Origin of the sequence: Rufibacter tibetensis (assembly GCF_001310085.1) — a bacterium.
Lineage (GTDB): Bacteria > Bacteroidota > Bacteroidia > Cytophagales > Hymenobacteraceae > Nibribacter > Nibribacter tibetensis.
In genome coordinates, this window is sequence record NZ_CP012643.1 from 4,430,848 (window position 1) to 4,452,893 (window position 22,046).

Genomic DNA, 22,046 nt, shown 5'->3' on the forward strand with positions numbered 1-22,046 from the left:
GTGTTAAAGAAATGGCTTATCTCTAAGCTTAGAAACTCAAACAAACATTTGACTTTTTGAGAGAAAGTATGTACACTTGTTTTATGAATGGGGCCATAGTGATCAAAGTACTAAGGCGGGAGCGCAACAGAAGGAAATTGAGAACTTCACTTTAGTTGGGTACATGATCAAAAAGAAAAAAGAAATTCGTCGGGAGGGTATTGTAGTGGAAGCTGCAAAGCTTTTCAAACAAAAAGGGTTTGCGGGCACCTCCATGAGAGATCTTGCGGAGCAGGTGAAAATGGATGCCGCTACCATGTACCATTACATCAGTTCTAAAGATGAAATTCTAAAAACCATTTGCTTTGGCGTAGCTGATGCTTATGTAACCCACTTGCAGGAGATTGAAGATGCACCGCTTTCTTTCACTGAAAAGCTAAAGGCATTGGTTAGGCTTCACATTCATTTGATGACGACCAAAGGGCCTGAAGTTTCAGTGGCGAATAACGACTGGAAATTCTTGTCGGAGGAGGCTTTGCAGGAATTCAAAAGTTTGCGGAGTCAATATGAAAGAAAGCTGGCAAATTTAATAGAGCAAGGAGTTGCAGCGGGGGAGTTGCAGGAGGTCAATACTTCGGTAGCGCTATTTACCCTTTTATCCGCGGTACGGTGGGTAGAACTATGGTGGAAACCGGAAAGAGGCATTTCTACCGAAGAGCTGGAAAACACTATTATCACTATTCTATTTAAAGGGCTGCAGAAATAAAGAAACATGAGCAGATTTCATAAGGTCAGGATAAAAGACGTACACCGTGAAACCCACGATTGTGTCACCATTACCTTAGACGTACCTGAGGAACTGAAAGACACGTTCCGGTACACCCAGGGGCAGTACCTGACATTCAGAAGACACCACAATGGGGAAGAACTCCGACGCTCTTATTCTATTTGTTCCAGTCCTTTGGAAAACCAATGGAAAGTAGCGGTCAAGAAAGTACCAGGCGGTCGGTTCTCCTCTATGGCCAATGAGGCTTTGCTTCCTGGGGAAGAACTAGAAGTTATGCCCCCTATGGGCAAGTTCTACACCGATTTGCACCCTGACCAACAGAAAAGTTACGTGATGGTGGCGGCTGGTAGCGGAATTACGCCCATTCTCTCCATAATTAAAACGGTTTTGCTCTCTGAACCTAAAAGTCAGGTCCTGCTGCTGTACGGAAACCGCGGACGCAACTCTATTATGTTTAAAGAGGAGATAGAAGCACTAAAAAACAAATTTTTGGACCGCTTCAGCCTTTACCATATCCTAAGCCGCGAACACGGAGATACTGACCTGTTGTTCGGTCGCATTGACAAGCAGAAAACCCAAATCTTTCTGCAGAAGATCATCAAAGCTGAAGAAATAGATGAGTGCTTCCTGTGTGGTCCTGAAGAAATGATTTTCGGGGCGAAAGAAGCATTGGAAGAAGCGGGCGTGCCAAAAGAGAAAATTCACTTCGAGTTGTTTACCTCTGCTGATGGTGGGCAGAAGTCCGTTGAACGTAAAGAACGCCCCGCCGGAGAAGAAGACCGCAAAAGCAAAGTGCAGGTACGCTTAGATGGAAATTACCTGAACCTGGAGATGTCCTACTATGGAAACACCATCCTGGATGCCGCTGCTGAAACTGGAGCCGATGTGCCTTATTCCTGCAAAGGGGGCGTTTGCAGCACCTGTCGCGCCAAAGTTTTAGAAGGAGAAGTAGAAATGGACGTTAACTATTCTCTTGAACCTGAAGAAGTAGCCGCTGGCTACATTCTCACCTGTCAGGCCAGACCTTTGACAGAGCGAGTAGTAGTGGATTTTGATCAATAGTAAAATGTAAGTCAAACAGAAGGGGCTAACCCTTTTGGTTGCCCTTTACGTGAGCAACCGATAGTGTCAAACACAAAGGTTTGCCACTACAAAATGAATCTCCGTTTAGGCCACCTTTTCTAAAAATAAGCCTAAAAGAGAAGCTCAGGCCGTAAAGCCAAAAAGAAACGTTAGTATCAGTACAACTGTTAAGAGGTATGGAAACGATCATAGAAAAATCACTGGAAGAAGTTTTTGAGGAGAAGATCGCGAACGAAATCCGAATTGAACCGAAAGACTGGATGCCGGAGCAGTACCGCAAGACCTTGGTGCGCCAGATCTCCCAGCACGCCCACTCAGAAATAGTAGGCATGCTGCCCGAGGGGAATTGGATCACCCGTGCTCCTTCGCTTAAGCGCAAAGCCATCCTGCTCTCCAAAGTGCAGGATGAGGCAGGCCACGGACTTTACCTGTACAGCGCAGCTGAAACCTTGGGCACTTCCCGCGACCAGATGATCGCTGATCTGCACTCGGGCAAAGCCAAATACTCCAGCATCTTCAACTATCCAACCCTTTCCTGGGCCGATATTGGAGCCATTGGCTGGTTGGTAGACGGAGCTGCCATCATGAACCAGGTGCCTTTGATCAGGACTTCTTATGGTCCGTATGCCCGGGCCATGGTGCGGGTGTGCAAGGAAGAAAGTTTCCACCAGCGCCAGGGATTCGAAATCATGATGACCTTGTGCAACGGGGCCCCCGCGCAGAAAAAAATGGCACAGGAAGCCTTCAACCGCTGGTGGTGGCCAACCCTCATGATGTTCGGACCCAAAGATTCAGAATCGCCTAACACAGAGCAGTCTATGCGCTGGAAGATCAAGCGTTTCACGAATGATGAACTGCGCCAGCGTTTCGTGGATATGATGGTTCCGCAAGCCGAGTTTCTTGGATTAACCGTACCAGATAAGGACCTGAAATGGAACGAAGCCAAAAACGGCTATGACTATGGTGAAGTGGATTGGGAAGAGTTCTGGAACGTGGTGAAGGGAAACGGCCCTTGTAACAAAGACCGCATTGCTAACCGCGTGAAAGCACACGAAGAAGGAGCCTGGGTGCGCGAAGCCGCACTGGCCCATGCCCAGAAAAGAGCCCAACGCGAAGCAGACCAGAAAGTAGCTTAATCACTCATTCACTCAATCAAACATTCATTCAATGAGTCAGCAGAAAGAATGGCCCTTGTGGGAAGTCTTCATCAGAAGCAAACAAGGCCTTGACCATAAACACGTAGGGAGTTTGCACGCCGCTGATGCCGAGATGGCCATCCAGAACGCGCGTGACGTGTACACCCGCCGCATGGAAGGGGTGAGCATTTGGGTAGTAGAATCAAAAAACATCCACGCCTCCAACCCAGATGATGCCGCCGCTTTCTTTGATCCGGCCAACGACAAAGTGTACCGCCACCCTACATTCTATGAGGTGCCCGCCGAAATCAAAAACATGTAACCGCTATGGACCTTCATCATACACAGAACACTGAAGCACAGAACCATTCTCCCGAAGTAAAAGCATTGTTGCTGGATTATACCTTGCAACTAGCAGATACCAGCCTCATTCTGGGGCATCGGCTGTCTGAATGGTGCGGGCACGGCCCCATTCTGGAGCAGGATTTAGCCATGGCGAATATTGCCCTGGATTTATTGGGCGAAACCCGCAGCCTCTACCAATATGCCGCTGAATTGGAAGGCCAGGGCCGCACCGAAGATGATCTGGCCTATTTGCGGGACGCGGTGGAGTACAAGAACCCACTGCTGGTAGAACAACCTAACGGAGACTTCGCAGACACCATCCTTCGGCAGTTCCTGTTTGACGGCTTCCACTTCCAGTTACTGCAGCAGTTGCAACAAAGCCCTGAACAGCGGCTGGCTGCCATCGCTACTAAGTCGTTCAAGGAAGCCAGCTACCACCTGAAATGGAGTTCTGAGTGGGTCATCCGTTTAGGCGATGGTACAGAGGAAAGTAAACGTCGCATCAAGAAAGCCATCAACAACCTTTGGATGTATTCCGGTGAGCTGTTCATGATGACCGAAACTGAAAAGCAACTGGCCCAGGCTGGGTACATTCCTGAGTATGCGCCTTTGCTCCAAAACTGGGAAGCCCATGTTAAAAAAGTATTCGCAGAAGCTACCCTGGAAGTTCCGCAAAACGTGTTCATGCATAAAGGTGGAAAGACTGGCCGACATACGGAGCAATTGGGCTACATTCTTGCCGAACTCCAGTACCTGCAACGGGCTCACCCTGGATTAGAGTGGTAAATGCAATAAATGTTTTATGCTTACTTTTTTGAAACCAAGCATAAAGCAGAACAGATAACCATCATTAAAGCTTAACCTGAATCTTATTCTGTACTAAAGAAGTGACCACAGAAGAGAAAATATGGCACCTGTTAGAAGAGGTTTCTGACCCGGAAATACCGGTGTTGAGCATCCTGGACTTGGGCGTGCTGCGCAAGGTGCAGGTGCAGGAAGGCGGACGGGTGCAGGTAACTATCACCCCCACGTATTCGGGTTGTCCTGCCATGAACACCATTGCCGCTGATGTCAAGCTGAAGCTCCTCTCTGAAGGTTTTAAAGATGTAGCGGTAGACCTCCAGTTAAGCCCCGCCTGGACCACCGATTGGTTGTCAGAGGAAGGAAAACTAAAGCTGGAAGAATACGGCATCGCTCCGCCCGTAGAACCCAATGGAGACATTCATGCTTTGTTCGGGCGAGACACGGTAGTGCGGTGTCCCCTTTGTAAATCCGAAAACACGAAACTGATCAGTCAGTTCGGCTCTACCTCCTGCAAGTCGTTGTACCAGTGCCACGACTGCCTGGAGCCGTTTGACTATTTCAAGTGCCTCAAATAAACCTATGACTCCATCTGACTACATCAAATACTCCCTTGAAAACGGCGTAGCCACGCTCACCCTCAACCGGCCTAACGTCTTCAACAGCTTCAACCGCGAAATGGCGTTGGCTTTGCAAGGCCACCTTCAGGCTTGCGCCGAAGACGAAGCGGTGCGGGCAGTCCTGTTAACTGGCGAAGGAAAAGCTTTCTGCGGTGGGCAAGATTTAGCCGAGGCTACTGGTCCTGAGGCCATGGAAATCTCTGAGATTGTAGTGCAGCATTATAACCCCATCATCCTGCTGTTGCGCCAGCTGAACAAACCCGTCATAGCTGCTGTGAATGGCGTAGCTGCCGGAGCAGGGGCAAACCTGGCATTGGCCTGCGACATTGTGGTGGCAAAAGAAACCGCTTCGTTTATTCAGGCTTTTAGCAAAATTGGGTTGATTCCAGACAGCGCCGGTACGTTTTTCCTGCCGCGTCTAATTGGGTTTCAGCGGGCCTCGGCGTTGATGATGACAGGTAACAAAGTGACGGCGCTGGAAGCCGTGCAGATGGGCATGATTTACAAGGCTTTTTCAGAAAACACCTTTGAAACAGAAGTGCGCGAACTGGCGCAGAAACTAGCCCAGATGCCAACCAAAGGCTTAGCCTACACCAAACAACTTCTAAACGAAACATACCAACATACTTTAGAAGAGCAACTGCAGCAGGAAGCCGTGTACCAGCAGAAAGCCGGGCAGACGCAGGACTTCAAAGAAGGAGTGGAAGCCTTCATTCAGAAACGCAAACCTAACTTTAAAGGGCAATGATTGTAGGCATCATCGGGAGTGGGGCCATGGGCTCAGGCATTGCACAGGTGATCGCCACGGCGGGCCACAAGGTGCATGTATTAGATAAAAATACCCAAGCACTGGCGCGCGCCTCTACTCAAATCAAAGACTCGTTGCGCAAACTGTCTGCCAAAGGAAAGATTTCTGAAAATGAAGCCTCTGAAATCCTGGACCGCCTGAACTTCACCGAGGCGCATCAGGATTTCGGGAATTGTGACCTCGTGCTGGAGGCGGTGGTAGAAGATCTGGAGGTAAAGCAGAACTTGTTCAGAGAAGTGGAAATGATTGTAGGAGAGGAGTGTATCCTGGCCAGCAATACTTCTTCTTTATCAATTGCTTCCATTGCCTCGGCGTGCGAAAAGCCCGAGCGTTTCATCGGGATTCACTTCTTCAACCCGGCCCCTTTGATGCCGCTCGTGGAGATTATCCCCGCGGTGCAGACCCGTGACGGACTAGCCGAGGAAATAAAAAGATTGGTTCATTCCTGGGGTAAAATGCCCGTCATCGCCAAAGACACACCTGGCTTTATTGTGAACCGTGTGGCCCGCCCATTCTACGGCGAAGCCATCCGCCTGTTGGAAGAAGGCATAGCGGATGTACCTACCATTGACTGGGCAATGACCGAACTGGGCGGCTTCAAAATGGGGCCATTCACCCTGATGGACTTCATCGGGCATGATGTGAATTACCGCGTAACCGAATCTGTGTTTCAGTCCTTTTTCTATGACCCTCGGTATAAGCCCTCCTTCACCCAAAAGCGCCTGTTTGAGGCTGGATACTTTGGCCGGAAAACCGGAAGGGGCTTTTATGATTACCGGGAAGGAGTTGTTCCGCCGGAACCAACCAAAGACGAAGAGCTAGGCAACGTTATCCTGAATCGTATTCTGGTTATGTTGATCAACGAAGCAGTAGATGCGCTGGCCTTGAACGTGGCTTCCAAAGAAGACCTGGAACTGGCCATGACCAAAGGTGTGAACTACCCACAAGGACTGCTGGCCTGGGCCGATGAACTGGGACAAGAAAAGGTGCTGGAAACGTTAGACACGCTGTACAAAGAATACCACGAAGACAGGTACCGGGCCAGCCCGCTGCTCCGGAAGATGGTGCGGGTAAACAAGTTATTTTAGACGTAATCCTTTTTCTGTTTTCCGCCTATTTTCTGAAAACGAGGGGTAAACAAAAGACAATAGTATAGAACAAATGAAGCAAGCATACCTTGTAGACGGCATCCGAACTCCCATCGGGAACTTTGGCGGGTCTTTGGCCACCGTCCGTCCTGATGATTTAGGTGCCTTGGTGATACGGGAACTGATGCAGCGGAACCCCTCGGTTGACCCAGCGGCCATTGCCGATGTGATCATTGGTTGCGCAAACCAGGCCGGCGAAGACAATAGAAACGTAGCCCGTATGTCCTTGCTGCTAGCGGGACTGCCATTTGCCGTACCTGGTGAAACGGTGAACCGCTTGTGCGCCTCAGGTTTGTCTGCTTCTGTAGCGGCGGCACGGGCCATCCAGTGCGGCGACGGTGACCTGTTCGTGGCGGGTGGCCTGGAAAACATGACGCGTGGACCGTGGGTGATCTCTAAAACCAGCACACCTTTTGGGCGCGATGCGCAGATGTTTGACTCCAGCTTCGGGTGGCGCTTTGTGAACCCTAAAATCCACGAAGTTTTCGGGACCGATGGCATGGGCGAAACCGCTGAGAACCTTGCCCGCCGGGAAGGAATCACCCGCGAAGACCAGGATGCATTTGCGTTGTGGTCTCAGCAAAAGGCCACCAAAGCGCAGGAAGCTGGTATTCTGGCTGAGGAAATTGTTCCGGTGAGCATCCCACAGAAAAAGGGCGAGCCCAAGGCCTTCTCTCAGGATGAATTCATCAAACCTTCCACTACGCTGGAGGTCCTAGCTAAATTGAAACCAGCTTTCCATAAAGAAGGTACCGTAACTGCAGGTAATGCCTCAGGGCTCAACGATGGGGCAACGGCGCTTTTATTCGCCTCTGAGGAGGGGTTAAAGCAACATAACCTCACGCCCAAAGCCCGCTTTGTTTCCATGGGAGCGGCCGGGGTGGAGCCAAAGTACATGGGCTTCGGTCCGGTGCCTGCCACACAAATGGCCTTAAAACGAGCCGGGCTCACCATGAACGACATAGACCTGATTGAGATGAACGAAGCTTTCGCATCACAGGTGTTGGCTTGCATGCGCGGCTTAGGTGTAGAGGATAAGGACTCCCGCATCAACCCGAACGGGGGTGCAATTGCCTTAGGCCACCCGCTAGGCATGAGCGGCGCCAGAATCCTGAACGCCGCGGCGTTGGAACTTCACCGCCAGCAAAAGCGCTATGCGTTGGTCACCATGTGCGTGGGCGTGGGGCAGGGGTATGCCGCCATTATTGAACGGGTATGATCTACGAATTTAACGGGTACGTGCCGGTAGTGCATGAGAGTGCGTTCGTGCACCCACAGGCAACGGTTACAGGAAATGTGATCATCGGACGGAACGTATATGTGGGTCCGGGAGCCGCCATTAGAGGTGATTGGGGCGAGATTATCATTGAAGACAACTGCAATGTGCAGGAAAACTGCACCATTCACATGTTTCCCGGCACCACCGTGCTGCTGAAGGAAATGGCACATATTGGGCACGGGGCCATCGTCCATGGGGCTACCATTGGCCGGAACGTGATGGTAGGCATGAACGCCGTCATTATGGACAGGGTAGAAGTTGGCGATGAAAGCATTGTGGGCGCGCTCTGTTTTGTGAAAGCAGATGAAAAGATTCCGCCCCGCAGCGTGGTCGTAGGCAATCCGCACAAGATTGTAAAGCAGGTTAGTGACAAGATGGTCCAATGGAAAACCGAAGGAACCCAGATCTACATGCAACTCCCAGCCGATTGCTACGCTACCTTGAAGCCCTGTGAGCCCTTGCGTGAAGTTCCTGCTAACCGGAAGAAGCAGGAAGCAGCGTACCAGACCTGGAGTGAACGAAAAGGGGAGTAGATACCTGGAAGAAGCTTGTAGTACTTGATTTTAAGGGTATTTTAAAGAAAACACTTCAAAATCAGTCCAGTACCTTTCACTCCCCTTTCTATAAACTAACAACCAGCAACTAACAACTACAGATATGACCGCAGTATTGCAGAATTACACCATGGGGCAGTGGACGCCCGGTTCTGGAAAAGAAAGCGAGATTTTGGATGCCGTCACCGGTGAGCACATTTATACCTCTTTCAGTGGCGGACTAGACTTTCAGGCCATGCTGGAGTATGGCCGGGCCAAGGGAAACAAAGCCCTTCGGAAAATGACGTTCCAGGAACGGGGCCGCATGCTCAAAGCCCTGGCGCTGCACCTGACGGAAAGGAAAGAAGACTTCTACAAACTCAGTTATAGAACCGGAGCCACCCGCGCCGACAGCTGGGTGGATATTGAAGGCGGTATCGGGAATCTGTTTGCCTATGCCTCCTTGCGCCGGCAGTTTCCAGATAAACCGTATTACGTGGAAGATGAGCCCATCGGCTTGTCAAAGGGAGGCACCTTTATTGGTCACCACATCTTAGTACCTAAGGAAGGAGTGGCAGTGCACATCAACGCGTACAACTTCCCGGTGTGGGGCATGCTGGAGAAAATTGCGGTGAATTTATTGGCCGGTATGCCGGCCATTGTTAAGCCGGCGCCTATCACCGCCTTCCTCACCGAGGCCGTTGTACGCGAGATCATCAACTCAAAGCTACTTCCCGAAGGTGCTTTGCAATTGGTCACCGGTACCGGCGAAGGCATTCTGGACTACCTCACCTACCAGGATGTGGTAACGTTTACCGGTTCGGCGCATACCGGACGGTTGCTCAAGGCGCACCCCCGCATTATACAGGAAGCCATTCCGTTTACCATGGAAGCCGATTCTTTGAACAGCTCCGTGTTGGGCGAAGATGCCGTTCCGGGTACGCCCGAGTTTGATTTATTCATCAAGGAAATCCGCAAGGAAATCACTGCTAAAGCCGGACAGAAATGTACCGCCATTCGGCGCGCCATTGTGCCAGAGAAACTAGTGGAGGATGTGCAGATTGCCTTAGGCAGGGAACTGGCCAAAACAGCCATTGGAGATCCGCAGGCGGAGGGTGTCAGAATGGGCGCTTTGGTAGGACGCGAGCAGTTGAAGAAGCTTAGAGAGCAGGTGAAAGAGTTGGCCAAACAGACGCCCATCATCTATGGTGATCTTGACAAGGTAAACCTGATTGGTGCCGACCAGGAAAAAGGCGCGTTCATTTCCCCCATCGTGATGCTGAACCCAGATCCTTTTAGGTTAACCGATACCCACGAGGTGGAAGCATTTGGTCCGGTAGCTACCTTGATGCCTTACAAGCACCTGGAGGAAGCCATTGAGCTTACTAAACTAGGTAAAGGATCGCTGGTGTCTTCCATTGCTACAGCTGACAAAGGTATTGCGCAGGAATTTGCCATAGGCGCAGCCACCCACCACGGCCGTATTTTGGTGCTGGATAACTCTTGCGCCCGGGAAAGCACCGGTCACGGGTCGCCCATGCCTATGCTCACCCACGGCGGTCCGGGCAGGGCAGGCGGCGGCGAAGAAATGGGCGGTATAAGAGGCGTGAAGCATTTCATGCAGCGCACCGCCATTCAAGGCTCACCTAGCATGATCACTGCCATAACAGGCGTGTACCAGCAAGGCGCAAAACAGATCGAACTAGATGTACATCCTTTCCGAAAACACTTCGAGGAACTGGAAATCTCCGAAACTTGGGTGACTCACCGCCATACGGTCACAGAAGCAGATATCACCAACTTCGCAAACGTATCTGGTGACCATTTCTACGCCCACGTAGATGCCACTTCCTTGGAAGGAACCCTGTTCACCGGACGGGTGGCTCACGGCTACTACATTCTCTCCAAAGCTGCCGGTATGTTCGTGGACCCTAAAAAAGGACCCGTGCTTCTAAACTACGGCCTGGAAAACTGCCGTTTTACCAAACCAGTATACCCGGGTATGACCATTGGCGTAAAACTTACAGTGAAAGAAAAAGTAGCCCAGGAGAAACGCAGCGAGGAAAATGTAGCAAAAGGCATTGTAAAATGGCTCGTAGATGTAACTGATGAAACCGGTGAAACCGTAGCCATAGCTACCATCATGACCATGGTGAAAAAGCTGGACCAGAATTGAATAGAATTTTAAGCATCACTTTCAGGACTGTTTTGTTGAAAATAGCCCTGAAAGGGAAACTCATTTACCTTCTTCAATTTATCAAATTGGAGCTCCCATTTAGCTACTAAAAAGTCAATCCCTATATATTAATTCTCAAACATCAACCTAGCATGACAGAAACAGGCAACGTAAACCTGGCCATTGATGAAGCTGGAGTAGGAGTAATCACGTTTTTTCATCCTTCTCATAACTCTCTACCTGGAAAATTGTTAAACCAGTTAGCTCAAACAATCACACAAGCTGGGCAGGAGGAGGAGGTGAAGGTGATTGTGCTGAAAAGTGAGGGGGAACGGACTTTCTGTGCCGGGGCGTCATTTGATGAACTGGTTGCCATACAAAACAAAGAACAGGGGCTGGAGTTCTTCTCGGGTTTCGCCAAAGTGATCAATGCATGCCGTACATCGCCTAAAATTATCATTGGAAGAGTGCAGGGGAAAGCCATTGGCGGTGGAGTAGGCGTAGCGGCTGCAACAGACTACTGTTTTGCCACTCAACATGCAGCCATCAAACTAAGTGAAATCGCTGTAGGAATTGGTCCTTTCGTGGTAGGACCAGCTGTGGAGCGCAAGATCGGATTGTCAGCTTTCTCACAGTTGGCGTTGGATGCGACGGAGTTTAGATCTGCCGCCTGGGCGAAAGAGAAAGGGTTGTACGCTGAAGTCTATGAAACAGCTGAAACAATGGACGTAGCTGTGCAGGCATTCGCCCTTAAGCTGGCGGGTTATAGCCCCGAGGCACTCACTGCTTTAAAGCAGATTTTCTGGCAAGGCACTGAAAACTGGGATAAACTTTTGGTAGACCGCGCCGCCATAAGTGGTACCCTGGTACTTTCTGACTTCACCCGTAACTTCATTCAGGGTTTTAAAAACAAGTAAGGTTTTTTTAAGCTAAAACTCTTAATCCACGCTCGTTCTAAACTAGGTAAAGACCTGTTCATATAGATTAGTTAAAGTGGCATACTTCTAATTTTGACGTCCATTCTGTTTAAGTAATTCTAATGATTTTAATGAATTGTTAGAAAAATTTAAGGTAAATGGTTAAAAACCTTTTAATTTACTACTTCTCAAAAGAAGGAGTTTATGTCATTTGCCTATAAAAGAATCATTATCAAGATTGGCTCTAACGTGCTCACCCAGGAAAATGGGCTTCCTGATGAGGCTCGTATTCAGCATTTAGTAGAGCAAATCTCTGAACTGAAAAAAGCAGGGAAAGAAGTCATTGTCGTCTCTTCAGGAGCGGTGGCAGCTGGCCGAAGCCTTATACAAATCCCTGACAAAACAGATGCTATCAGTTCTAGGCAGTTATTAGCTTCAGTAGGACAGGTAAAACTGATCAATACCTATGCCCACCTTTTCGGTCTGCACCAATTAGTTTGTGCTCAGGTGCTGGTCACCAAAGAAGATTTCAGAGACCGGGGCCATTACCTTAACATGAAGAACTGTTTTGGGGTGCTGCTCCAGAACAACGTCATTCCCATTGTCAATGAAAATGACGTCATCTCGGTCACAGAGCTCATGTTCACCGACAATGATGAACTGGCTGGGCTTATCGCCTCCATGTTAGACGCAGATGCGTTGTTGATTTTGAGTAACGTGAACGGCATCTACTACGGAGACCCTAAAGATCCTAATAGCCAGATCATCAAGGAAATAAATGCCTCCACCACTGGTTTCTCTTCTTTTGTATCAACGCAGCGGTCCCAGTTTGGCCGTGGGGGCATGATTACCAAATGCCAGATGGCCAGCAAAGTAGCGCAACTAGGTATTGCGGTTCACATAGCAAACGGCAAAACCCAAAATGTGCTGCTGAATCTCCTCAAGGGTAATCTGGAACATACCCGCTTTTTACCTGACAAAACAGCCTCAGGCAAAAAGAAGTGGATTGCTCATTCAGGCACCTTTGCCAAAGGAGTGGTGCAAATAAACCAGGGAGCAAAGGTCGCGCTCAACAACAATCTTAAAGCGGTAAGTCTATTGCCGGTAGGGATAGTGCAGATTCAGGGCGCTTTTCAGAAAGGAGACATTTTGAAACTGGTAGATGAGCAGAATCATGTAGTGGGCTTCGGGATTGCTGAATATGGCTCAGAAAAAGCCATTGAACGATTAGGGCAGCAAAAACAAAAACCACTTGTGCATTACGATTACCTTTTCCTCAACCAGGAGATTGCCTAAGGTTTAAGCTTTGTTTTCTGAAATAAGCTCTTAAACCGCAGGCATCCATTTATAAATACTAGGTTTTCCCACCACATGCAGTACGAAGATTTTTTTAAATATACGCAGGAGGCCAGCCGTTCCCTGGGCTTGTTGAAGCCGGAAAAGGTAAACGAGGTGCTACGCGATGTAGCGGCGTTAGCGCTGGAAAAAGCAGATGATATTCTTGCAGAAAACCAGAAGGACCTGGACCTGATGGACTCAGAAGACCCAAAATATGACCGGTTAAAATTGACTGAAGCCAGGTTGCAAGGCATTGCCAAAGACCTTCAGAATGTTGCTAATTTAACTTCACCTTTGGGTGAGGTCCTGCTGCAGAAGGAACTACCCAATGGGCTTTCCCTTTCTAAAGTGCGGGTGCCTTTGGGAGTAATTGGAGTCATCTATGAGGCACGCCCTAATGTTACTTTTGACGTATTTTCACTTTGCCTTAAAACCGGAAATGCCTGTCTTATGAAAGGCGGCAGTGATGCCCACAATTCTAATCTGGCTATAATTTCCATTATACATGTTGTTTTAGAACGGCACGGGCTGAACCCACACCTTGTTACTTTGTTGCCGCCAGAACGCCAAGCTACCGAAGCTCTGTTGCAAGCCATTGGGTACGTAGATGTGCTTATTCCAAGGGGAAGCCAGGCACTAATTAACTATGTTCGGCAGAATGCGAAAGTGCCCGTCATTGAAACAGGGGCGGGCATCGTTCACACCTACTTTGATGAATCTGCGGACCTGGAGAAAGGCAGGCAAGTCATCTACAATGCTAAAACCAGACGCGTAAGTGTCTGCAATGCCCTGGATTGCCTTCTTCTACACCAAAACCGTTTAGATGATTTACCTGCTCTTGTAGAGGCTTTGGCTACGGCAAACGTGGAAATCTTTGCCGATGGTCCTGCATTTGCGGTCCTGCAAACCTCGTATCCTACAGCGTTACTGCATCCAGCCACTGAAGAACATTTCGGGACAGAGTTTTTGGCTTTAAAAATGGCGATCAAGACGGTTCCATATCTCTCCTCGGCTTTAGATCATATTGCCCGCTACAGCTCCAAACACAGTGAGGCAATCTTAGCGGAAGATCCACATGTACTAGAAACCTTTCTGAACACGGTAGACGCAGCAGCGGTATATGCGAACGCTTCCACGGCATTCACAGACGGTGCCCAATTTGGGTTAGGGGCCGAAATAGGAATCAGTACGCAAAAACTTCATGCCAGAGGCCCAATGGGTTTGGAGGAACTCACAAGTTATAAGTGGATTGTTAGAGGAGCAGGACAAGTACGGGAAGGTTGAACTATTTTAGGAGCCTTCTTATAAAACTGTCCTTTAAGCAATTACTTACTACTAAATGAAAAGAATTCCTTCACCAACCTCATAAGAATGCGCCTTTCTACCCTCACGAATGTAGTAGGTCAGGTATCTCTGATTCTATTCATTGCAGCCTCCTGCCGTTCTGCCCAAATGGTATCCTTACCCAAAGGAATTCCTATCCTGAAAAGAGCTGAGTGGGGTGCCGTGGCCTCGGTGTTGCCTATGAAAACGCATGTACCCCAAAAGATTACCATTCACCACACTGCTACAAAACAGAACCCAGAACGCTCCTTAAAAGCGAAGTTGCAAACCCTTCAGAAATTCTCAATGGAGCGTAGCCCTTTGTCAGGTGGACGTATCAAAGAACCATGGGCAGATATTCCGTACCATTTTTACATTGATGTGAACGGAAACGTGGGTGAGGGCCGGCCGCTACAGTATGTAGGCGATTCTAATACCTCCTATGATCCAACTGGCCATGCCTTGATTGTATTGGAGGGAAATTTCGAGAATGAGAAGGTAAGCCCGGAACAGCGGCAGAGTCTGGAGAAGCTAACCCTGGCCATTGCCAAACGCTGGAAAATTTCTGGAACTCAGATTTGGGGGCACAAAGACAATGCTTCTACTGCTTGTCCGGGAGAGGACCTGTATCTCTTATTGCCGCACCTGAGAGATTTGGTAGATGGCAAGACAAGCCAGCGGAAGTAAACGCGTCTGTACCTTTTTCAATACGTTTAAAGTATTTCGGAGAATATATCTCTTTACTTACTTCATCTATTTTCCTCTTTTCAACTATGAAAGCACTGTTGCTGATAGATATACAAAATGATTTTATACCGGGCGGGGCTCTGGCGGTGCCGGAAGGAAGTGCCATTATATCAATTGTCAATGAATTGCAATCCCATTTTGATCTGGTAATAGCCACCCAGGATTGGCACCCGCGACTACATAAAAGCTTCGCCTCTCAGCACGAAGGAAAAAATGTGTTTGACGTGACGCAACTGCAAGGGTTGGAGCAAGTGCTGTGGCCTGACCATTGCGTACAGAGTACCTATGGAGCTGAGTTTTCTCCCGCCTTAGACATGACGAGGGTAGAAGTTATCTTCCGGAAAGGCACCAGCACCGAAATCGACTCTTATAGCGGCTTTTTTGACAACGGACACCTAAAGTCTACCGCTCTGGCAGAATACCTGAGGGGGAAAGGAGTAACTGATGTCTACCTGGTTGGATTAGCCGCCGACTTTTGTGTTTACTTCACAGCGTTAGATGCTATTCAGGAAGGATTCTCTACCTACTTTATAGAGGACGCCACAAGAGCTATCAGCCAAGAGGGGTTTGAAAAAGCCAAGAGGGACCTTCTGGACAAAGGAGGGCAGTTCATCCACAGCCAGAGTATTCTAGGGTAGGCTTAAAATAGATTGGTGCCTGTTTTCTAAAAACAGGCACCAATCTATTTTAAGCTATTTGCTTGTTCTGCTCTTCACTTCTTAGTTGAATAATCAGTTTCATTTTACGCTCGTGCAACTGTTCTTCTAACCCTACCTTGAAGGTGTGTGGGTTCAGAAACCTACGGTAAGTTCCGTGCAGGAGGTTGAGTTGCTGTTTGGTACGGGCTTGTATTGCGGGTAAGTCTGGGGAAGAGTAGACTTGATTTCCATCTCTGAAAACAGGCACCAGTAAGTCCTCATAGGTGCACTCTTTAGCATAGCTTTTGCGCTGGGTAGGGTCATTGGGGTGTACCATGGTGACAGAGGGGCTCACATCCAGAAGTTCAGAATAAATCATGTCGCCTACCAGTGCATTGTCATGAGAAAACCGCCGCACCTGCAGAATTCCAGGGGTTGAGATTTTAACAAGCTGCTCAGATAGCTTCAGCTTGTATTCCCATTCACCATCGGCTTGCCGTAGCGCCGCCAGTTTATATACTCCTCCCAAGGCTGGTTGGTCAAAAGCAGTCACCATTTTGGTACCAATTCCCCAGGCGTCAATCTTTGCCCCCTGCAGCTTTAAGCTTTGAATCAGGTGCTCATCTAAGTCGTTGCTTGCCAGAATAGATACCTTTGGAAAACCAGCCTCGTCTAGCATTTTCCGCCCCTCAATGCTCAGGTAAGCTAAGTCCCCCGAATCTAACCGGATCCCCCTCAACTCGCTGCCTTTCTCCCGCATGGTTTTGGCAACTTCAATGGCATTTTTGATGCCGTCAAGCGTGTGGTAGGTGTCTACCAGGAAAACGGAATCATGGGGAAAGACATCGGCGTAAGCCGAAAAAGCTTCCTGCTCTTCCTCAAAAGACATGATCCAGCTATGGGCATGCGTGCCCCTCACCGGAATATTGAAGATTTGGCCCGCCAGCATGTTGGAAGTAGCCCCAACTCCGCCTATGAAGGAAGCCCGAGCCGCTGACAATGCCCCATCAGGTCCCTGCGCCCGGCGCATTCCAAATTCTATCACTGCGTCGCCCTGGGCCGCATCTACTATACGGGCTGCTTTGGTGGCAATGAGCGTTTGGAAGTTCAGGATGGTGAGCAAAGGGGTTTCCAGCAATTGACACTGTAGAATAGGCCCTTTGATTCTAAGCAAAGGTTCATTTGGAAACACCACAGTACCCTCAGGAATGGCATCTACGTCACAGCTGAACTCAAGAGAACGAAGGTGCTCCAAGAAGCCTTCCTCAAACAAAGGTTGACCTTGGCTTCCGGTCAGACTTTTCAGATAAGAAAGGTCTTCCTGGGTAAACCTGAAACTTTGCAGTAAGTCAATGGCATCTGCTAAACCTGCGCTTATGGTATATCCGCCTTTAAAGGGATTGTTTCTAAAATATAAATGGAAAACCGCTTCCTGCTCCGCCATTCCTTTTTTCCAATAGCCTTGGGCCATGGTCAGCTGGTACATATCGGTGAGTAAGGCGAGAGAAAGCTGGTAACGTTGACTAATGTTCATATACCTCTTGATGGGTTTGTGTTATGTAGCTACGAAAATGGCAATTTTTATGTATTCCTGTTTAAATTATTTCAGAGGTATCAGGCTAGGTCAACTTTGCAAGTTAGGGAGTTAATAGCTAGAGTAAACCTTTCTTAAACATTGTGTAAAGAAAGGTTTACTCTACCAATGTAGGAAAAGATAGATAAGCCACTAAAATCAAAAATGTTCAACTTAAAAGCAGATGTATTTTGAATTGCTAAATTTTGTTGTACCAAAACAAGAATAAAATAGAACATTCGTAAAAGTATAATCGTATATTTAGCTAAGCATTATTGAAAAATGATGTGATTTCATTGTAGTGCAATAGGGAATTAAAAAACAGGAAAAATGAAAAAAGACCAGTTATCTACCCTCATTGCCGTTGGATTCTTCGCTGGAACCTTTGTAATAGCGTTCACTTCCAATGACAGCGACACAGCCGCCCTGCGGGTATTAGCTTACCTAGCAATTGGCTGTCTACTCTCCATCCTCTGTATCTTCTGGGACAGAATTATTTCTAAGGAAGAAGATAAGAGCCACGCCCACCTTGACACCGTATTACATGATGCGAAGAAATTCTCAGATGAGTACGGTGATGTATACCTTATGGCAGACAAGTTGAAAAACAAACGTAAAGTTAGAGGTGAGGATTCAATCTCTGGAAGCCCAGCTTAATTTCAACCTAAATTTCAAAAAATGCCTATGAATTAAAATTACTCATGATAATTCAGAAAAGCCCCTCCTTACAAGAGAGGCTTTTTTGTTTTTGGACCCATAAATCCTTTCTTGCTTCCTGAAAGTAGAAGTGGTCCCATTAAGTCCAATTCATAAAAATAAAACACGTATGCAGAAAGTAAACCTGGAAGAGAAACTATCTCTGTTTTCAGATCACTGGAACCCCAGAATAGTGGGAGAATTAAATGGGCAGCATGTGAAGGTGGCTAAATTGAAAGGTGAATTTGTCTGGCATCATCATGATCATGAAGATGAATTATTTCTGGTGGTAAAGGGACAGTTCATCATGGAGTTCAGAGACAAGAACGTTGAACTGCATGAGGGTGAGTTTTTGATAGTGCCCCGCGGAGTGGAGCACCGTCCGGTAGCACCAGAGGAGGTAAGCATAATTTTGTTCGAACCAGCTTCTACGGTAAATACCGGAAACCAGCAGGAAAGTGAGCTTACCCGTCAAACCCTGGAGCGCTTGTAATATCTTTTGGGGCAACAATATTTAAACCAGCCTTGATTTGTGATTTCTCATAAACATGTAGTCTTTTTAGAAGTGGCCAGGCAGCTAAGTTTCACCAAGGCCAGCCAAATTCTTTATATAAGTCAGTCTGCAATCAGCAAGCAGATTAAGGCGCTGGAGGATTACTATAAAACAGGGCTGTTTGAGCGACATGGGAACACTATTAGCCTCACGCCGGCTGGCCAGTTGCTTTTTCAGAAATTAGAAGCAGTGCAGCATATTCAGAATGACTTGCACCAGGAGCTTCCTTTGCTGAGCCAGAATTTTCAACCGCAAATTTCCCTTATTTTAGGTGCTAGCACCACCATATCGCTCTACATCCTTCCGCCGGTGCTTTCAGCGTACCTCACGCAGTTCCCACAGGTGAAACTCAGCCTCCGTAACCGAAACAGCGAAAATATCCTAAAAGCCTTGCTGGACCACGACATTGACCTGGGCATCATTGAGGGAATTAATAAAGTAAGCCAGGTGACGTACACGCCTTTCCTGACTGATGAAGTGATTGCAGTTTGCTCTCCGCGTAATCCGCTGATCAAGCATGACCTGGAGTTGAAGGATCTCTATCAGATTCCGTTGGCGATCAGGGAAGCGGGGTCAGGTACGTTGGCGGTGTTGGAAGAGGCGCTGGGGCAGAGAGGAGTGAAGCTCTCGCAATTACAGGTGCGCGTAAGGTTAGGAGGCACTGAGGCCCTGAAAAATTTTGTGCGGGTAGATACCTGTCTGGCTTTTCTACCAAGGCAGGCGGTGGTAAAAGAGTTAGCCTCAGGTGAACTGATGGAAGTCAAGATACATGATCTGGAAGTCTCCAGGACCTTCAACTTCATCCAACGAAAAGGCACTGAGAACAATGCCCCTTATAAAAACTTTATCCAGTTTATGAGACGTCAGTATTCCTAAATGGAATAGACTATAACTAATTGCTATTTGTCTTGGTCATGGTAGTTATACTACTTGCATTGCTAACTAACATAAGCCTATGCCTGCTCAAATAGCTACCAGCCTCAGTAGAATCTCCCGCCTCGTTTGCTCAAAATGCGATCGGGAATACCCTCATGAAGTTCTGCAGCGTGTTTCTGCTTGCTGTGGAATGCCTCTACTGGCACAATATGACACAACAGAAACCTTCTCAAAAAAGGCTCTAAGTGGCCGAGAAGGTACTATGTGGCGCTATCAAGAACTTTTACCAGTTCTGGATGAAGCGTACAAAGTCTCGTTAGGCGAAGGATTTACTCCCATACTAAAGCTCAAGAACCTGGCCAATGCCTATGGGTTTGATAATCTGGTGCTCAAAGATGAAGGAAAAAACCCTACGGGGTCTTTCAAGGCTCGTGGTCTGAGCATGGCCATCTCCAAAGCGTTGGAACTAGGTTCAGAAGGCTGCATCGTTCCCACCGCCGGTAATGCGGGGGTGGCCATGGCGGCTTACTGTGCCAAAGCTAACTTACCTGCCGTAGTAGTAATGCCTCGTCATACACCAAAGGCTTTCAGAGACGAATGCTACTGGTATGGAGCAGAGGTACATTTACTGGACGGGCTCATCAATGACTGCGCTGCCGAAGTTAGACGCCTGAACCAGCACGGGGAACTATTAGATGTTTCTACCCTAAAAGAACCTTACCGGATAGAAGGCAAGAAAACGATGGGCTACGAGATTGCCGAACAGTTGAACTGGACCCTACCTGACGTGATCCTGTACCCGGCCGGCGGAGGCACCGGACTCATTGGAATCTGGAAAGCATTTCAGGAGATGATTTCTTTAGGTTGGCTGGACAAAGACGTGAAGTTGCCCCGTATGGTGGCTGTACAAGCCCAAAATTGCCGGCCTTTGGTAGACACGTACTTGGGCCTTCAGGAAAACTCACAGAATTACAATGGACGTCCTACCATCGCCAACGGACTCGCCGTTCCGCGTCCATTAGGCGAACCCCTGATGCTGCAGGTGTTGAATAACTCTGGTGGCACTGCCATATCCATTACAGAAGAAGAAATGCTGGAAGGCATAAGTGAGTTGGGCCGGAAAGAAGGCTTGTTTGTGGCCCCTGAAGGAGCCGCTGTCTGGATGGCTGCCCGTCAGCTTCTAAAGCAAGGCTGGATTCAGCCTCAGGAACATGTCCTATTACTTAATACAGGTTCAGGACAAAAATACCTGGAGAATTTTTCATAGTTATAGTAGATCCATCTGTTTTAGGCCATTTTTTTAAAAAAGGGCATAGAACCATCATCTTGATTTTATTGCACTTAAAGCCCATCCTGATTATGTCTGATTAGGGAGGGCTTTAGGCATTTTAAGGGTTTTTGTTTAAACTAGGAGAACCAACCATCATCATCTCAAAGTCTTTTCATGAAAGCTTCTTCTCTCTCCATTACAGTCCTCTCTTTAGGTTTTCTATTTTCCTGCAACACCCCATACCAAGCTTTGCATCAGAAAGTAGTGTTGGTAGACACACATAATGATGTCATTTCCCAGGTAATTATGGAAGGACTATCGGTGGAGCAGGATCTGACTGGAAAAGCGCATACTGATCTGGTACGGATGAAAAAAGGCGGACTTGATGTACAGGTATTCGCTGTTTTCTGTGATGAAACCTATGGACCTGGCCGGGCATTCGCTTTTGCGAACCAACAGATAGATACTTTGGAAGCAGTGGTGCGACGGAATCCTGACAAGTTGCAAATGGTCTATTCTCCAGCCCAAATGCACGAGGCGGTGAAAGTAGGCAGAATAGCTTCTATGACCGGGGTAGAGGGTGGTCACATGATAGAAGATAAACTAGACAACCTGGATCACCTCTACAACCGAGGTGTTCGTTACTTAACCCTTACCTGGAACAACAGCACCGCTTGGGCTTCTTCGGCTGCTGATGAAACTCGTGGCGAAGGCTACAATGGTAAGAAAGGTTTGAATGAGTTTGGGAAGCAGGTGGTGCGTCGCATGAACAACTTAGGTATGCTGGTAGACCTTTCACATGTGGGGGAGCAAACCTTTTGGGATGTCATGGCCACCACCACCAAGCCGGTTCTGGTGTCTCACAGTTGCGCGGCTGCTTTATGTAAACACTCCAGAAACCTTGATGATGAGCAAATCAAAGCCGTTGGCAAGAACGGAGGGGTCATTCACCTCAATTTCTTTTCAGAATTTCTGGACAGCAGCTACAACCAACGCGTGCAAGCATTCATGAGCAGGCACCAAAATGACATCAAGGCCCTAGAGGAAAAAGGAATAAAAGGACCAGCCCTACGCGCTGCTTTATACCGTCAATTCCCTCAGGAAGCAAGTACGCTTAACCCACCTATTTCTGTGCTGATTGATCACATAGACCATGTAGTAAAGCTTGCCGGGGTAGACCATGTAGGACTAGGCTCAGATTATGATGGCATCAGTTCTGCCCCACAAGGACTAGAAGATGTCAGTACTTATCCTCTGATCACGAAAGCGTTGATGGAGCGAGGGTACAAGAAAAAAGAAATTGAGAAGATTTTAGGCGGCAACTTCATTCGGGTATGGGAAGCCAATTCTTCTTCATCTGTAGCACGCAACTAAAGCTTACTTCTTTTGAAGCTGTTTTTCTGAAACAATGCTTAAAGCA

Annotated in this window: 22 protein-coding genes; 21 read left to right on the forward strand and 1 reads right to left on the reverse strand. The window is 48.1% G+C overall.

Annotated elements, in window-relative coordinates:
• The first annotated feature begins 163 nt into the window (after nucleotides 1-163).
• The 16 genes from DC20_RS18135 (at nucleotide 164) to pncA (ending at nucleotide 15,658) form a co-directional block, all read left to right on the forward strand.
• A complete protein-coding gene (locus DC20_RS18135) occupies nucleotides 164-745 on the forward strand; it encodes a TetR/AcrR family transcriptional regulator (RefSeq protein ID WP_071885650.1) in 582 nt (193 codons plus the stop codon).
• Nucleotides 746-751: 6 nt separating this feature from the next.
• Nucleotides 752-1,828, forward strand: coding sequence for a 1,2-phenylacetyl-CoA epoxidase subunit PaaE (paaE, locus tag DC20_RS18140; RefSeq protein WP_062545123.1), 1,077 nt, complete (start codon nucleotides 752-754; stop codon nucleotides 1,826-1,828).
• Between the two features lie 197 nt (nucleotides 1,829-2,025).
• Nucleotides 2,026-2,985: a 1,2-phenylacetyl-CoA epoxidase subunit PaaA gene (gene paaA, locus DC20_RS18145; RefSeq protein WP_062545124.1), complete on the forward strand. Its 960-nt coding sequence runs from the start codon at nucleotides 2,026-2,028 to the stop codon at nucleotides 2,983-2,985.
• Nucleotides 2,986-3,016: 31 nt separating this feature from the next.
• Nucleotides 3,017-3,307 (forward strand): 1,2-phenylacetyl-CoA epoxidase subunit PaaB, encoded by a 291-nt coding sequence (gene paaB, locus DC20_RS18150; protein WP_062545125.1) that lies wholly within the window; start codon nucleotides 3,017-3,019, stop codon nucleotides 3,305-3,307.
• A 5-nt stretch (nucleotides 3,308-3,312) separates the two neighbouring features.
• Nucleotides 3,313-4,116 (forward strand): 1,2-phenylacetyl-CoA epoxidase subunit PaaC, encoded by an 804-nt coding sequence (gene paaC, locus DC20_RS18155; RefSeq protein WP_083470375.1) that lies wholly within the window; start codon nucleotides 3,313-3,315, stop codon nucleotides 4,114-4,116.
• A gap of 101 nt (nucleotides 4,117-4,217) precedes the next feature.
• On the forward strand, nucleotides 4,218-4,709 hold the full coding sequence (gene paaD, locus DC20_RS18160) for a 1,2-phenylacetyl-CoA epoxidase subunit PaaD (RefSeq protein ID WP_083470376.1): 492 nt from the start codon (nucleotides 4,218-4,220) through the stop codon (nucleotides 4,707-4,709).
• Between the two features lie 4 nt (nucleotides 4,710-4,713).
• The gene (locus DC20_RS18165; RefSeq protein WP_062545127.1) at nucleotides 4,714-5,499 is read left to right on the forward strand and encodes an enoyl-CoA hydratase-related protein; all 786 of its coding nucleotides are present in this window, start codon (nucleotides 4,714-4,716) and stop codon (nucleotides 5,497-5,499) included.
• Nucleotides 5,496-6,647, forward strand: a complete 1,152-nt coding sequence (locus tag DC20_RS18170; RefSeq protein ID WP_062545128.1) for a 3-hydroxyacyl-CoA dehydrogenase NAD-binding domain-containing protein — start codon at nucleotides 5,496-5,498, stop codon at nucleotides 6,645-6,647. The genes DC20_RS18165 and DC20_RS18170 overlap by 4 nt, the downstream gene beginning before the upstream one ends.
• A 73-nt stretch (nucleotides 6,648-6,720) precedes the next feature.
• Nucleotides 6,721-7,926 carry a 3-oxoadipyl-CoA thiolase gene (gene pcaF / locus DC20_RS18175; protein ID WP_062545129.1) on the forward strand — a complete coding sequence of 402 codons (1,206 nt, stop codon included), beginning with the start codon at nucleotides 6,721-6,723 and terminating at the stop codon, nucleotides 7,924-7,926.
• Entirely contained in the window at nucleotides 7,923-8,519 is a 597-nt protein-coding gene (locus DC20_RS18180; RefSeq protein ID WP_062545130.1) for an acyltransferase, read from the forward strand. Before pcaF ends, DC20_RS18180 begins: the two co-directional genes overlap by 4 nt.
• Nucleotides 8,520-8,643: 124 nt before the next feature.
• Complete coding sequence (paaZ, locus tag DC20_RS18185) at nucleotides 8,644-10,695, forward strand: phenylacetic acid degradation bifunctional protein PaaZ (RefSeq protein WP_062545131.1); 2,052 nt, start codon at nucleotides 8,644-8,646, stop codon at nucleotides 10,693-10,695.
• A gap of 152 nt (nucleotides 10,696-10,847) precedes the next feature.
• A complete protein-coding gene (locus DC20_RS18190; RefSeq protein WP_062545132.1) occupies nucleotides 10,848-11,612 on the forward strand; it encodes an enoyl-CoA hydratase/isomerase family protein in 765 nt (254 codons plus the stop codon).
• Nucleotides 11,613-11,816: 204 nt separating this feature from the next.
• The gene (proB, locus tag DC20_RS18195; RefSeq protein WP_062545133.1) at nucleotides 11,817-12,908 is read left to right on the forward strand and encodes a glutamate 5-kinase; all 1,092 of its coding nucleotides are present in this window, start codon (nucleotides 11,817-11,819) and stop codon (nucleotides 12,906-12,908) included.
• Between the two features lie 75 nt (nucleotides 12,909-12,983).
• Entirely contained in the window at nucleotides 12,984-14,234 is a 1,251-nt protein-coding gene (locus DC20_RS18200; RefSeq protein ID WP_062545134.1) for a glutamate-5-semialdehyde dehydrogenase, read from the forward strand.
• 87 nt (nucleotides 14,235-14,321) lie between these two features.
• Complete coding sequence (locus DC20_RS18205; RefSeq protein WP_245652244.1) at nucleotides 14,322-14,960, forward strand: peptidoglycan recognition protein family protein; 639 nt, start codon at nucleotides 14,322-14,324, stop codon at nucleotides 14,958-14,960.
• 86 nt (nucleotides 14,961-15,046) lie between these two features.
• The gene (gene pncA / locus DC20_RS18210; protein ID WP_062545135.1) at nucleotides 15,047-15,658 is read left to right on the forward strand and encodes a bifunctional nicotinamidase/pyrazinamidase; all 612 of its coding nucleotides are present in this window, start codon (nucleotides 15,047-15,049) and stop codon (nucleotides 15,656-15,658) included.
• Nucleotides 15,659-15,707: 49 nt separating this feature from the next.
• Here pncA and DC20_RS18215 read toward each other — a convergent pair whose 3' ends face one another.
• Nucleotides 15,708-17,192 (reverse strand): nicotinate phosphoribosyltransferase, encoded by a 1,485-nt coding sequence (locus DC20_RS18215; protein ID WP_062545136.1) that lies wholly within the window; start codon nucleotides 17,190-17,192, stop codon nucleotides 15,708-15,710.
• Between the two features lie 369 nt (nucleotides 17,193-17,561).
• Between DC20_RS18215 and DC20_RS18220 the strand changes: the two genes are divergently transcribed.
• From DC20_RS18220 to DC20_RS18240, 5 genes are all read left to right on the forward strand, one after another.
• On the forward strand, nucleotides 17,562-17,888 hold the full coding sequence (locus DC20_RS18220; protein ID WP_062545137.1) for a hypothetical protein: 327 nt from the start codon (nucleotides 17,562-17,564) through the stop codon (nucleotides 17,886-17,888).
• Between the two features lie 169 nt (nucleotides 17,889-18,057).
• Entirely contained in the window at nucleotides 18,058-18,420 is a 363-nt protein-coding gene (locus tag DC20_RS18225) for a cupin domain-containing protein (protein WP_062545138.1), read from the forward strand.
• 39 nt (nucleotides 18,421-18,459) lie between these two features.
• Nucleotides 18,460-19,356 (forward strand): LysR family transcriptional regulator, encoded by an 897-nt coding sequence (locus DC20_RS18230; RefSeq protein ID WP_062545139.1) that lies wholly within the window; start codon nucleotides 18,460-18,462, stop codon nucleotides 19,354-19,356.
• 79 nt (nucleotides 19,357-19,435) lie between these two features.
• Entirely contained in the window at nucleotides 19,436-20,623 is a 1,188-nt protein-coding gene (locus DC20_RS18235) for a threonine synthase (RefSeq protein ID WP_062545140.1), read from the forward strand.
• 177 nt (nucleotides 20,624-20,800) lie between these two features.
• Nucleotides 20,801-22,000: a dipeptidase gene (locus DC20_RS18240; RefSeq protein WP_062545141.1), complete on the forward strand. Its 1,200-nt coding sequence runs from the start codon at nucleotides 20,801-20,803 to the stop codon at nucleotides 21,998-22,000.
• The last annotated feature ends 46 nt before the right edge of the window (nucleotides 22,001-22,046 follow it).